11 protein-coding genes are annotated in these 12,952 nt (G+C 68.6%); 8 read left to right on the forward strand and 3 right to left on the reverse strand.

Annotation, left to right across the window (positions count from 1 at the left end; translation table 11 throughout):
• On the reverse strand, positions 1–589 hold a 589-nt coding region (locus VFZ09_RS48885; RefSeq protein WP_329734741.1), incomplete at its 3' end, for a hypothetical protein.
• 121 nt (positions 590–710) lie between these two features.
• Positions 711–2,609 (reverse strand): pyridoxal phosphate-dependent decarboxylase family protein, encoded by a 1,899-nt coding sequence (locus VFZ09_RS48890; protein ID WP_329734742.1) that lies wholly within the window; start codon positions 2,607–2,609, stop codon positions 711–713.
• A 304-nt stretch (positions 2,610–2,913) separates the two neighbouring features.
• Between VFZ09_RS48890 and VFZ09_RS48895 the strand changes: the two genes are divergently transcribed.
• Genes VFZ09_RS48895 through VFZ09_RS48930 form a run of 8 tightly spaced genes read left to right on the forward strand, consistent with a single transcriptional unit; the run spans position 2,914 to position 11,767 of the window.
• Complete coding sequence (locus VFZ09_RS48895; protein WP_329734743.1) at positions 2,914–3,747, forward strand: cytochrome c; 834 nt, start codon at positions 2,914–2,916, stop codon at positions 3,745–3,747.
• 16 nt (positions 3,748–3,763) lie between these two features.
• A complete protein-coding gene (locus tag VFZ09_RS48900) occupies positions 3,764–4,402 on the forward strand; it encodes a respiratory nitrate reductase subunit gamma (RefSeq protein ID WP_329734744.1) in 639 nt (212 codons plus the stop codon).
• Between the two features lie 13 nt (positions 4,403–4,415).
• The gene (locus VFZ09_RS48905) at positions 4,416–5,042 is read left to right on the forward strand and encodes a cytochrome c3 family protein (RefSeq protein ID WP_329734745.1); all 627 of its coding nucleotides are present in this window, start codon (positions 4,416–4,418) and stop codon (positions 5,040–5,042) included.
• A 12-nt stretch (positions 5,043–5,054) separates the two neighbouring features.
• The gene (locus VFZ09_RS48910) at positions 5,055–8,033 is read left to right on the forward strand and encodes a TAT-variant-translocated molybdopterin oxidoreductase (RefSeq protein ID WP_329734746.1); all 2,979 of its coding nucleotides are present in this window, start codon (positions 5,055–5,057) and stop codon (positions 8,031–8,033) included.
• A complete protein-coding gene (gene nrfD, locus VFZ09_RS48915; protein ID WP_329734747.1) occupies positions 8,030–9,520 on the forward strand; it encodes an NrfD/PsrC family molybdoenzyme membrane anchor subunit in 1,491 nt (496 codons plus the stop codon). Before VFZ09_RS48910 ends, nrfD begins: the two co-directional genes overlap by 4 nt.
• The gene (locus tag VFZ09_RS48920; protein WP_329734748.1) at positions 9,517–10,035 is read left to right on the forward strand and encodes a DUF3341 domain-containing protein; all 519 of its coding nucleotides are present in this window, start codon (positions 9,517–9,519) and stop codon (positions 10,033–10,035) included. The genes nrfD and VFZ09_RS48920 overlap by 4 nt, the downstream gene beginning before the upstream one ends.
• The gene (locus tag VFZ09_RS48925; RefSeq protein WP_329734749.1) at positions 10,032–10,604 is read left to right on the forward strand and encodes a cytochrome c; all 573 of its coding nucleotides are present in this window, start codon (positions 10,032–10,034) and stop codon (positions 10,602–10,604) included. Before VFZ09_RS48920 ends, VFZ09_RS48925 begins: the two co-directional genes overlap by 4 nt.
• Positions 10,601–11,767, forward strand: coding sequence for a hypothetical protein (locus VFZ09_RS48930; RefSeq protein ID WP_329734750.1), 1,167 nt, complete (start codon positions 10,601–10,603; stop codon positions 11,765–11,767). The genes VFZ09_RS48925 and VFZ09_RS48930 overlap by 4 nt, the downstream gene beginning before the upstream one ends.
• A gap of 42 nt (positions 11,768–11,809) precedes the next feature.
• Here the strand turns inward: VFZ09_RS48930 and VFZ09_RS48935 are convergent, their stop codons facing one another.
• Positions 11,810–12,910, reverse strand: coding sequence for a sterol desaturase family protein (locus tag VFZ09_RS48935; RefSeq protein ID WP_329734751.1), 1,101 nt, complete (start codon positions 12,908–12,910; stop codon positions 11,810–11,812).
• Positions 12,911–12,952: the final 42 nt, after the last annotated feature.

Here is a 12,952-nt window from a genome sequence, read left to right on the forward strand (position 1 = left end):
AGGATTTCACCCATGACGCGCCTCCTGCCGTTTGGTGGTGGTTGTCTGAACAACACCCCTCTACCACTCGGGAGGTCAGGCGCGTCACCCTTCTTTTCCGGTCACCCTCCAGCCCTTCTGGTGAATAAGGCGGGGTGAGGAAGAGCAGTTCGCAGAGAGTTGATTCCATCCAGGGAACAACTTTTTCGTAGCCTGCGACCCACTGCAGGGAGTTTGCTGTCGACTCCAGTAATTCAAGGCGTTTCGCTCTTCCCCCAACTACGCATGTACCAAGGAGCACTCCCTTGGGGTTGGGGCCAACATCAAGTTGTGGGCCGGGTTTTCTGGGGATTGCGCTAGAGAATGCTTGGGTGAGATTGATATTGCTTGTCAGTCCAGAGAGGCGGTTTCCGCTAGTATGCCCAGCAATGTAGCAGATCCAGGGATTGCTTTTTGCTGACCAGAATTCACTAAGCCAATGCACAAGATCGTCACGGCCATGGTAGCTGCGAAATCCTACTCTGACGTCGAGCGATGCTGCCCAACCCTCAAGGAAGGGGCGGACACTGGTCGAGTCTGCAAGATCGTCCGACCAGATGTTTTCCAACACGAGTACAGCCGGCCTTGTTCTGACGCCTTCGTTGCTTGTCAATTCTATCAAGTCCTTTTTGAGTTTTGCGAATTTAGTGAGTGGCCTCTTTTATCTGATTGTAGAAGCAGTTTCGACAGATTTATTGGCGCCGGGCGGCCTCCAGCTCCGCGCGCATCACCTCTCCGAGCGTCTGGATGAAGCCGCGGATGTAGTCCACCTTGCCGCGGCGCGAGGCCAGGAAGGGGTCCATCACCGTGCAGCGCAGCACGGCCACCCCTCCGGCCCGGTCGTAGTCCGCGTGGGTGAATCCGAGCCGCTCCACCGTGGGCAGGGCCGCGCGTCCGTATTCATGGGCGCGCAGCTCCGTCTTCGTCACGTAGTAGTCCGGCCGCTTCAGCGTGTCCGGGCCCACGCTCAGCGCCCGGTAGATGCGGTCCACGAAGTCATTGGTCCGCTCCAGCGTCTCCAGGGCCGGGTGCCCCACCGCGAAGCAGACGATGTTCAGGTCCGACGGCGGCAGCAGCACCAGCTTGAACGGTGCCCAGTCCCCGCCCGCGATGCGCCGGTGGAGCGCCATGGCCCCCTTCGCCGTCTCGCCCACCAGCCGCCCGTAACCGCTGGCGTTCAGCGGCAGCACCTGGTGGCTCATCCACACGCCGGCCGCCGCCGCGCCGGGCTTCGAGCCCTCGAAGATGGAGCGGCCCAGGTAGGCGCTCTCGTGGCCTCCGGTGTGGAAGAGGTACGGCGCCTCCACCGACACCAGGTCTCGCACCCGCTTGTCCCGGAACGTGATGCTGCCCGCCGGGTACGGCATGTATCCCAGCTTGTGCGGATCAATCGTGACCGAGTCCGTCCGCTCCAGCGCGCACAGGGACCGGTACACGCCCTCCGTGGGCCAGGCCTCCGGCGCGTAGTCCGCGAGCGTCTCCTCGTAGGTGCGGCGCTCGCCATCCGCTCCCCGCGTGATGGAGGCCGCGTAGCCGCCCCAGGCCGCGTCCGCGTGCAGGTGGAACGCCATGCCCAGCTCCCGGCCCAGCCGCTCCCGCATGTCCGCGAGCAGATCCAACCGGTCCACCGCGCTCTCCTCCGTGGAGCCCATGACGGCCACGCAGGCGATGACCGGCTGCCGGCGCACCGCCAGCGTGCGCAGCGTGTCCTCCAGCGCCGAGGGCGACATGCGGAAGTTCGTGTCCACCGGCACGTGGATGAGCTGCCGCGCGCCGATGCCCAGCGCCCGGCACGTCTTGTCCCACGAGTAGTGCGCCGTGGAGGGCACCAGCACCACGCCGGGAGGCAGCGCGTCCTTGAACTCGGAGGCCAGCCGGAGGCCGAACTCCTGGTAGCCCAGCCCCGCCAATGAATGGCGTGTCACCAGCTCCAGCGCACGGCCCGCGTCTCCCATCAGCGCACGGAAGCGCTCCAGCGCGTCCAGCGCGGCCTCGGGCGTCACATTGAGGAGCTGCCACAGGCTCAGCTCGCTCAGGCGCGTCTCCCGGCCGTCCGGCAGCCGCACCTCCAGCTTCTTCACGCCGGCCTCCTCCGCGGCGTGCCGCAGCGCCACCGGGAGGTACTTCACGTTGCGCGCGACCCACAGCGCCTCGAAGTTGGCCACCGTGCCGCCCGAGGTGAGGTGTCCCCAGTACCGCTCCGGCGCGTAGCCCACCATCCGCGCCAGCTGACCGGCCACCTCCAGCTCCAACCGCGTCGTCACTGGCGAGGCCTCCGCCGACACGTTGTTGGGGTTGTAGAGCATCGTGGCGAAGTAGCCGATGAGGCTCGCCATCGTGAGGTCCGAGCACATGTGCCCGATGTAGCGGGGACTGAAGGAGGGCACGCCACCCTTGAGCTGGCCCAGCAGCCCCAGCAGCTCCTGCGAGAGCCTGGAGACGGAGTCCTCGTAGCCCGGTGCGCGCTTCTCCGCTTCTTGAATCAAGAAGCCGTCTTCGGGGTGGAGGTTGCGGCGCCAGAAGACGTGGTCGCGGAAGGCCTCGAGCAACAGGCGCTCGAAGGTATCGGCGTTCTCTCCTTTGGGTCCCAAGAAGAGGGAGCCGAGATCAAGACGTGCGGGGGACGGGTCCGGGCGGTGGTGCGTGCTCATGGAAGTGCTCCGGAGCACTGCAAGCGATACGCCTCGGGCTCGCGGAAGAGACGGCGCCGGGAGCACGCGCGGCAAATGCTGCGCGCGGCAAATGCGCGGACGCAAATGCTGCGCACCTGACACTTCGCGTGGACGCACGTGCCCTCTCGGGGTGAGGCCCGCCCGGCCGCTGGCCTTGCGGTTGCAAAGCGGCGCGATGAGCCGGGCGAGGTGTCCGGACTCTCATGAGGAGGGGCACTCCGCGATGGATACACACGTCCTGAGCCGACGCCGAGGGCGGGCACTGGCCGTCGCCGCCTTGCCGATGCTGGCGCTGCTCGCCGCGCTGCCCGCGGCGGCGCAGGGAGTCCCCGAGGGGGCCCAGCTCTTCAACCAGCGCTGCGCGAGCTGTCACTCGGTGGGGCAGGGAGACCGGGTGGGCCCGGACCTGATGGGCGTGCTGACACGCCGCGAGGAGTCCTGGGTCACCACCTTCCTGAAGAGCCCGGGGGCGATGATCGACGGGGGGGACCCGATCGCCAACGAGCTGCTCAAGAAGTTCAACGGCGTCCGGATGCCGGACCAGCAGCTCACCGACGACGAGCGCAAGGGCCTGTTCGCGTTCTTCCGGGACTGCGCCGAGAAGGGCAGCTGCCAGCCGGGGGACACCGGGCCGAAGCTGGCCTCGGACGCCACGCCCGAGCAGATCGAGCACGGCCGTCAGCTCTTCGAGGGCCGGGCGGCGCTGGCCAACGGGGGCCCGCCGTGCATCGGCTGCCACAACGTGCGTGACATTGGCGTGGTGGGCGGCGGCACGCTGTCGCGCGACCTGACCTTCTCCTTCGCGCGGCTGGGCGAGCGCAAGATGACGCCCGCGCTCAAGGACATGGACTTCCCGTTGATGAAGGAGCTCTACGGGAAGGCACCGCTGACGGACGCGGAGCAGTACGAGGTGAAGGCATACCTGGCGAGCGTCTCGCGCGACGGCACGCCGCCCCGGAAGGACCGGGACTTCTTCTACCTGGGCTTCGTGGGCATGGGCGTCGCGTTGGGATTCATCGGCATCGTCCTGGGCGGCCGTGGCCGCGCGAAGGACTGAGAGAGCGAGGCGATCCGTGAGCAACACGTTCCTCTACGATTCCCTGCCGTACCTGGTGCTGGTGCTCGCCGTGGGCGTTCCCACCTGGCTGCGCCACCGTGAGCGGCTCTCCGCCTGGGTGATGCGCCTGGTGGAGCGCGAGGGCACCGGCTCGGCGGCGGTGTCCCTGGTGGTGGGCGCCACCATCATGCTGCTGTGGCACGCGGCCTGTTTCCTCCTGCCGCAACCGGTGCAGCTCTTCATCCGCTCGCCCATGCGCCTCTTCCTGCTGGAGGTGGTGGGGCTCATCGGCGGGATGATGTTGGCCTGGGGCCTGGTGGCGAGCATCACCCGCAGGCTGTCGAGCCGTGACGCGGGTGCCCGCGCGTGGCTGCCCTTCCAGGTGCTGCTGCTGGCCGAGGTGCTCAATGGCCTCGTCATCGCCGTGGCGTACCGCTGGGCCTCGGCCTGGTACGTGAGCGTGGTGGTGCCGTACCTGCGCTCGCTGGTGACGCTGCAGCCGGACGCGACGCTCATCGCCCAGTTGCCGCTGACGGTGCGGTTGCACCTCTTCGGGGTGCTCGCGCTGCTGCTCGCCTGGCCCCTCACGCGCTGGCTGGCCTCGGAATCCTCCGCGCCCGGCCTCGTGTCCGCCCGGGAGGAGACCGCCGGTTAGGCGGAGACATCCCATGATCGACCCGACCCGAGCCACGCTGCTCTCCGGAGTGCTGGCCGCCCTCGCGATGGGCGGCTGTGACACCACGCCGGTGAACAACAACCAGAACTACATGCCCGAGCAGCCCATCGCGTTCTCCCACGCGGTGCACGCCGGCCATTACGAGATCGACTGCCAGTACTGCCACGTGGGCGCGGAGAAGAGCCGGCACGCCGGCATCCCGCACGCCGGGGTGTGCATGAACTGCCATACCCAGGTGAAGACGGACTCGCCGGAGATCCAGAAGCTCACCCAGGCGGTGAAGCTGAACAAGCCCATCGAGTGGGTGAGGGTGCACCGGCTGCCGGACCACGCGTACTTCAACCACGCCAACCACGTGACCGCCGGGCTGGAGTGCCAGAAGTGCCACGGCCCGGTGCAGGAGATGGTGCGGCTGGAGCAGGCGGAGCCCATGACCATGGGCTGGTGCCTGGACTGCCACCGCCAGACGCAGGAGTCGCAGGCGAAGGCGCCGGTGCCGCCGTTGGCATCCGGTGTGCTTATGGCCTCCGCGTCCGGGGTGCCCACGGTGAAGGCTCCCACCACCCCCGCGTCCCGCACCCTGAATCCTCCCACCGACTGCTCCGGCTGCCACCGCTGAGGAACGCGCACCATGTCCGAGACGACCCCCAAATACTGGCAGAGCCTGGCCGCGCGGGCCGGAGACCCGGCCGTGCTCGAGCGCTCGCGCAACGAGTTCGCCGAGGAGCTGCCCGTGGGCGTGGCGGCCCAGCCTCCGGACGCGAGCTCGCGCCGGGACTTCTTCAAGGTGATGGGCTTGAGCGCCGCGGCGGCCATGGTGGCCTGCCAGCGCGCCCCCGTGCAGAAGGCGGTGCCCTTCCTCACGAAGCCGGACGAGCTCACCCCCGGCCTGTCCCTCTGGTACGCGTCCACGTGCGGCGCGTGCAGCGCCCAGTGCGGCGTGCTGCTGAAGACGCGCGATGGCCGCCCCATCAAGGTGGAGGGCAACGCGGAGCACCCGGTGTCTCGCGGTGGCGTGTGCGCCGTGGGCCAGGCGTCCGTGCTGTCCCTCTATGACGCCAACCGCTCGCGCTGGCCGTCCGTGGGGGGCACGAAGTCCACGTGGGCGAGCCTGGACCAGGCCGTCACGGAGGGGCTGCGCAAGGTGGCGGAGGAGGGGAGGGCCATCCGGCTCGTCCTCCCGTGGGTGATGGGGCCCACCGCCGAGGCCGCCGTGGCGCGTTTCCTCGCCGCGTTCCCCATGGCGCGCACGGTGCGCTACGACGCCACCGGTGAGCTGGAGGCCATCGCCGAGGCGCACCGCCTCACGCACGGTGTGCGCGTGGTGCCGGACTACCGCTTCGATCAGGCGAAGCTCATCGCCAGCTTCGGCGCGGACTTCCTCGGCACCTGGGTGTCGCCGGTGGCCTTCACCCGCCAGTACAGCGCGGCGCGCGACGCGGCTGGCTCGCGGGAGATGTCTCGGCACTGGCAGCTCGAGCCGCTGATGACGCTGACGGGTGCGAGTGCCGACAAGCGCGTGCCAGTGGCCGCGTCGGACCTGGTGCCCGCGCTGGCGGGGCTGGTGAAGCGGTTGGCCCAGAAGGCCGGGCGTGTGGTGGATGGCCTGTCGGGCGTGCCCGCGCCGCGCGTGGACGCCGCCGTGCTGGACACGCTGGCCGACGAGCTGTGGTCCGCGAAGGAGAAGGCCCTGGTGGTGTGCGGCGGTGACGAGCCCGCCGCGCAGGTGCTGGCCAACCAGGCCAACGAGCTGCTCGGCAATGCCGGCACCACGGTCTCCGTCTCCGGCGGCATCACCCTGGACACGGGGGCGATGACCCTGGGCGAGCTGCTCGCGGAGCTGGAGGCGAAGCAGGTGGGCGGCGTCCTCTTCCACGGCGTCAACCCGGCCTATACGCACCCCCGGGGCGAGTCGCTGGTGGCGCTGCTGAAGGACGTGGCGGTGACGGTGGCCACGAGTGACCGGCTCGACGAGACGGCCTCGCTGGTGCGCTTCCACGCGCCGGACCACACGCCGCTGGAGTCCTGGGGCGATGCCGAGCCCCGGCGTGGGGTGCTGAGCCTGCGCCAGCCGGTGGTGTCGCCGCTGCACGAGACGCGCGGCACGGTGGAGTCCCTGCTGAAGTGGGCCGGGGTGGAGCAGTCGCACCACGACTTCCTGCGCGCCCGCTGGGAGGCGGAGATCTTCCCGCGCGCGAACGTGGCCACGGGCTTCCAGGCCTTCTGGGACGAGGCGGTGCGCCAGGGCGTGGCGGTGGTGCTGCCGCAGCCGGCCACCACCGAGAGCCCCGCGTTCCGCCCCGAGAGCGTGGCGGAGGCGCTGGCGGGCACGGCGGCGGCGGACGAGGGGCTCGAACTGGTTCTGTATCAAAAGGTGGGCTTGAGGGACGGCGCGCTGGCCAACAACGGCTGGCTGCAGGAGATGCCGGATCCGATTTCCAAGGCCACCTGGGGCAACTACCTCTGTGTGGCGCCCGCCACGGCCGCGAAGCTGGGCATCAGCGACGGCCAGGTGGTGCGGGTGAGCACGGGAGGGAAGACGCTCGCGGTACCGGCGCTGGTGCAGCCGGGCACGCATCCGCGGGCGCTGGGCCTCGCCATGGGTTACGGCCGGACGAAGGTGGGACGTATCGGGAACGCAGTGGGGGAAAACGCCTTCGTCCTGGCCTCTTTTACGAACGGGAAGGTGCGCCGCGCGGCGCTCGGGGTGAAGTTGGAGGTGACGCCCGAGAAGAAGCCGCTCGCCCTCTCACAGACGCATGCCTCGATGGAGGGGCGCGGGCTGGTGCGCGAGGCGGAGCTGGCGGAGTTCCTCGCCAACCCGCGCGCGGGCAACGAGGAGGAGGGGGGGCACGGCGGTGGCCACCCGCTCTCCATCTGGTCCGGCCACGAGTACAAGGGCCACAAGTGGGCGCTGGCGGTGGACCTGAGCGCGTGCACGGGCTGCTCGGCGTGCGTGGTGTCCTGCCAGGCGGAGAACAACATCCCCATCGTGGGTGAGGACGAGGCGCTCCGGCAGCGCGAGATGCACTGGATGCGCATCGACCGGTACTACGAGGGCGAGCCGGATGCGCCCCGCGTGGTGCACCAGCCGATGATGTGCCAGCACTGCGAGAACGCTCCGTGCGAGACGGTGTGCCCGGTGCTCGCCACGGTGCACTCGACGGAGGGGCTCAACCAGCAGGTCTACAACCGCTGCGTGGGTACCCGCTACTGCGCCAACAACTGCCCCACGAAGGTCCGCCGCTTCAACTGGTTCGACTACAAGCACGACGAGCCGCTGGAGCGCCTGGTGCTCAACCCGGACGTGGTGGTGCGCACGCGTGGCGTGATGGAGAAGTGCTCCATGTGCGTGCAGCGCATCCAGGAGGGCAAGGCCGAGGCGAAGCGCGAGGGCCGCGAGCTGCGGGGCGGAGACATCCGCACCGCGTGCCAGCAGAGCTGCCCGGCGCGGGCCATCCACTTCGGCGACATCAACGACCCGGACAGCGACGTGGCGAAGCTGGCGAAGAGCGGGCGCGCCTACCGGCTGCTGGAGGAGATCAACATCGGGCCGGCCGTGACGTACCTCACGAAGATTCGCAACACCGGAAACGGGAGCGCGGAATGAGCAACCAGCACACTTCCACCCTCCGGGTGCCGCTCGTCAGTGAGGAGCGCACCCTCGGCCAGCTCACCGAGGAGATCTGCGCCCCCATGGAGCGCAAGCCCTCCCGTATGTGGTGGGTGGCCTTCGCCCTGGCGGTGGCCACGCTCGCGGTGGGCGTGGGCATGGTCACCTACGAGGTCTCCACCGGTATCGGTGTGTGGGGCCTGAACAAGACCATCGGCTGGGCCTTCGACATCACCAACTTCGTGTTCTGGGTGGGCATCGGCCACGCGGGCACGCTCATCTCCGCCATCCTCTTCCTCTTCCGGCAGAAGTGGCGCACGAGCATCAACCGCGCCGCCGAGGCCATGACGCTCTTCGCCGTCATGTGCGCGGCCATCTTCCCGGTCATCCACATGGGCCGGCCGTGGAACGCCTTCTGGGTGCTGCCGTACCCCAACAGCCGCGGCTCCCTGTGGGTGAACTTCCGCTCGCCCCTGTTGTGGGACGTGTTCGCCATCAGCACGTACTTCACCATCTCGGCGGTGTTCTGGTACTTCGGCCTCATCCCCGACCTGGCCACGGTGCGAGACAGGGTGAAGGGCGGGCTGAAGAAGGCCGTCTTCAAGGTGCTGTCGTTCGGGTGGAACGGCTCGTCGCGCACGTGGCACCGCTACGAGACGGTGTACCTGCTGCTGGCCGGCCTGGCGACGCCGCTGGTGATCAGCGTGCACACCATCGTGTCGTTCGACTTCGCCACCTCGGTCATCCCCGGCTGGCACACCACCATCTTCCCGCCGTACTTCGTGGCCGGCGCGGTGTTCAGCGGCTTCGCCATGGTGCTGACGCTGATGATCATCACCCGCGTGGTGCTGGGCTTCGAGCACCTCATCACCCTCCGCCACCTGGAGAACATGACGAAGGTCATCATCGTCACGGGTGGCATCGTGTCGCTGGCCTACGGGACGGAGTTCTTCATCGCCTGGTACTCGGGCAACCCGTACGAGAAGTTCACGTTCATGAACCGCGCTTTCGGTCCGTACGCGTGGGCGTACTGGACGATGGTGACGTGCAACGTGGTGTCGCCGCACCTGTTCTGGTTCAAGAAGGTGCGCACGTCGCCCGCGGCCATCTTCGTGCTGTCGCTGGTCATCAACGTGGGCATGTGGTTCGAGCGCTTCGTCATCATCGTGACGTCGCTGCACCGGGACTTCCTGCCCTCGAGCTGGTCCATGTACACGCCCACGGTGGTGGAGGTGGGCACCTTCGTGGGCACGTTCGGCCTCTTCTTCACGCTGTTCCTGCTGTTCACCCAGGTGCTGCCCATCATCTCCATTGGCGAGGTGAAGAGCGTGGCGGCCTTCGCCCGGGGCTCGCACGCCCCGGAGCATGCTTCCCACCCGGCCCACGGCTCCGAGACTCCGCACGAGCACCCGGCCGAGGCGCCGGAGCCCCTGCCCACCCCGGCCCTGGCGGCCGTGGCGGTGCGAAAGGACATGCCGGTATGAGCCCGTCCCAGTCCGTCCTGCTCAGCTACTTCGACAGCGAGGAGCACGTCCTCGAGGCCACCCGGGCCGCCCGCGAGGCCGGGTACGCGGTGCATGATGTCTACACGCCCTACGCCATCCACGGCATGGACGAGGCCATGGGGCTGAAGTCCTCGCGCCTCACCTGGGTGTGCTTCGGGGCGGGGCTGCTGGGCGCCACGTCCGCGCTGTCGCTCCAGTACTACACGTCGGTGGTGAGCTGGCCGCTCAACGTGGGTGGCAAGCCATTCAACTCATTCCCGGCGTTCATCCCCGTGACGTTCGAGCTCACCGTGCTGTTCGCGGGCCTCTTCACCGTGGCGGCCTTCCTGCTGCGCTCGAAGTCCTTCCCCGGCAGCAAGCGGGAGGCGCTGCCCCGGGTGACGGATGACCGCTTCGTGCTGGCCCTGCGCGCGGACGAGTCGGACGCGAAGGTGAAGGCCCTCCTCGAGCGCCACGGAGCGCTGGAGGTGGAGCAGATGGAGGTGGCGTCGTGAAGCGGCTTCTCATTGGTACCGGCGTGCTCGCCGCGGCCCTGCAGGTGGGCTGCGAGCGGGACGTCTCCCAGCCCAACCTCGAGTACGCGCCGGACATGTACAGCTCCGTGCCGTACGACAGCTACGCGCCCAACCCCAACACGCGCGATGGCAAGACGTTGATGGCGCCCGCGCCGGGCAGCATTCCCCGGGGTTTCTCGCCGCTGCACTACGGCCCGGGCCCCCAGGAGGCCACCCGCGCCGCCACGGACCTGAAGAATCCCTTCGAGTCCTCGGAGCCAGTGCTGGCGCGCGGCAAGGTGGCCTTCAACCGTTACTGCTCGCACTGCCACGGCTCGGGCGGGCTCGGGGACGGCCTGGTGGCCGCGCGCTTCCCCCGGCCTCCGTCGCTGCTGGCCGAGCACGCCCGCGGCCTCGCCGACGGGCAGATCTTCCACATCATCACCCAGGGACAGGGGCTGATGCCGGCCCATGGCTCCCAGGTGTCGCCGGAGGATCGCTGGAAGATCGTCCACTACCTGCGCTCGCTGCAGTCTCCGGCGCGGACCGCGCGGAAGGACACGCCATGAGCTCCTCGGGAATCGTCGTCGGCCCCAACGTCCGCAGGGTGTGCATGGGTGTGGCGGCGCTCGGCCTGTCCGCACTGGGCGCGGGCCTGGCCCTCTCGCCCACCCGTGGCTTCTCCAGCCTGTTGATCAACGGCTTCTTCTTCCTCACGCTCGCGCTGGGCGGCGCGGTGTTCCTCGCGCTCAACTCCGTGGCCAACGCGGGCTGGTACACCGTCTTCAAGCGCATCCCCGAGGCCTTCGCCTCCTACGTGCCCGTGGGTGGGGCGAGCCTGCTGGTGGTGCTCGCGGGGCTGCCCTCGCTGTACCTGTGGGCCCGCCCTGGCGTCATGGAGACGGACCACCTGCTGCACCAGAAGGCCGCCTTCCTCAACGCGCCGGGCTTCGCCATCCGCATGGCCGTCATGCTGGCCATCTGGGCCTTCTTCACCTGGCGGCTGCGGCGCAACTCCCTGGCCCAGGACTCCGAGGCCTCACCCAGGCCCACGCGGCGGAACGTGGCCACCTCGGCGGTGTTCCTGGTGGTGTTCGCCATCACCTTCTGCCTGGCCAGCTTCGACTGGCTGATGAGCCTGGAGCCGCACTGGTTCAGCACCATCTACGGGCTCTACAACATCGCCGGCATGCTGGAGTCGAGCGTGGCGGCGATCACCCTGGCCGTGGTGCTGATGAAGAGCTCGGGGCTGATGAAGGAGATCAACACCAGCCACCTGCACGACCTGGGCAAGCTGATGTTCGGCTTCGCCACCCTGTGGGCCTACCTCTGGTTCTCGCAATTCCTGCTCATCTGGTACTCGAACATCCCGGAGGAGACCGTCTACTTCATCCACCGGATGCACGGGGGCTGGGGGCCGCTGTTCTACCTGAACCTGGCGCTCAACTGGGCGCTGCCCTTCGTGCTGCTGTTGCCGAAGCCCGCCAAGCGCAACCCGATACACCTGTGCTTCGTCGCCGGCATCATGCTGGCGGGCCGGTGGTTGGATCTGCACCTGATGATCTCCCCCGCCAACATGCCCGAGTCCGCGGGTGTCGGCGTGTGGGACGCGGCGGGGCTGCTGGGGCTCGGGGCGCTGTTCGTGTTGACGGTGACGCGGACGATGGGCTCGGTGCCGCTCATCGCGCGCCATGATCCGTACCTCGTGGAGAGTCTGCATCATCACACGTAGGCCCTCGTCACTGCTCCTCCAGTGGACTCGGCCGTTGTTTTTTCAGAGCACGGCCACCACGAGCGGTGCCGCCGCGAGCCGCACCGCCTCGACCACCGGGCCCCAGCGCTTGCCCTCCAGCACTCCGCCCAGCCCTCCCAGCGACGCGAGGAACCAGGCCGCGAAGGCGAGCCGCTCCGGCTGGGACAGCGAACGGCTCCGGACGAGGAACAGCACCGTGACGGCCAGCGTCAGCACGCCCACCACGCCCACGTAGATCGCCACCTTGCGTGAGGTGCTCACCTCGAACCGGGGCCGGCCCGCAACGGACTCCGCGGCCGGAGCCTCCACTCCTGGCGGAGTCCACTCGGGCGGCATGAACCACACCTTGAGCTTGTCCAGCGCACGCGGGGCCTTCCTGGCGCGGGCCACGAGCTCACCGAAGGGCTCCAGGGCGGCCACCAGCGGGTTGAACGTGCGGACCGGCTTCACCGTGCCGTAGGTGGTCCGCTCCTCCTCGCGCTCGAAGGTGCCGAACAGCCGGTCCCAGAGGATGAGGATGCCGCCATGGTTCTTGTCCAGGTAGCGGCCGTTGCAGGCATGGTGCACGCGGTGGTGCGAGGGCGTGACGAGCACCCACTCGAGCGGCCCGAGCCTGCCGATCAGCTCCGTGTGCACCCAGAACTGGTAGAGCGTGTTGAGCGCCGCCGCCGTGGCGAACATGGCCGGGGGAAAGCCGATCCACGCGAGCGGCAGATAGAAGAAGCGCGAGACGAGCGGCTGGAATGGCCCCTGCCGCAGCGCCACGGCCAGATTGTAGTCCTCGCTCTGGTGGTGCGGAGCGTGGGCCGCCCAGGCCAGGTTCATCCGGTGCGAGGCGCGGTGGAACCAGTAGTAGGCGAAGTCGACGCCCAACATCAGGACGAACCACGCCAGCGCCGAGGACGCGGAGATGTCGAGGAGCCGGTGCTGGTAGACGGCCAGGTACGCCCCCGCCAGCAGGCCCACCGCCACCGTGGTGAAGACCGTCTGCGCGGACCCCAGCGAGAGGTTCGCGAACACATCCGGCCCCCGGAACACGCGCCGGCCCTGGAGGCGTCCGCACAACCACTCGACGCCCATCAACAGGAAGAAGAGGGGGATGGACAGGGTGATGAGATTCATGGCGAGCGCTCCTCGGGGCGAGTCTCGCACGACTCGCCCGGG

Source organism: Archangium sp. (genome assembly GCF_036277355.1).
Taxonomy (GTDB): domain Bacteria; phylum Myxococcota; class Myxococcia; order Myxococcales; family Myxococcaceae; genus Archangium.

Coding starts and splice junctions, on each gene's coding strand:
- VFZ09_RS48935 (WP_329734751.1), bottom strand. CDS start 12,910: ATGAATCTCATCACCCTGTCCATCCCCCTCTTCTTCCTGTTGATGGGC.
- VFZ09_RS48895 (WP_329734743.1), top strand. CDS start 2,914: ATGGATACACACGTCCTGAGCCGACGCCGAGGGCGGGCACTGGCCGTC.
- VFZ09_RS48905 (WP_329734745.1), top strand. CDS start 4,416: ATGATCGACCCGACCCGAGCCACGCTGCTCTCCGGAGTGCTGGCCGCC.
- nrfD (WP_329734747.1), top strand. CDS start 8,030: ATGAGCAACCAGCACACTTCCACCCTCCGGGTGCCGCTCGTCAGTGAG.
- VFZ09_RS48920 (WP_329734748.1), top strand. CDS start 9,517: ATGAGCCCGTCCCAGTCCGTCCTGCTCAGCTACTTCGACAGCGAGGAG.
- VFZ09_RS48910 (WP_329734746.1), top strand. CDS start 5,055: ATGTCCGAGACGACCCCCAAATACTGGCAGAGCCTGGCCGCGCGGGCC.
- VFZ09_RS48930 (WP_329734750.1), top strand. CDS start 10,601: ATGAGCTCCTCGGGAATCGTCGTCGGCCCCAACGTCCGCAGGGTGTGC.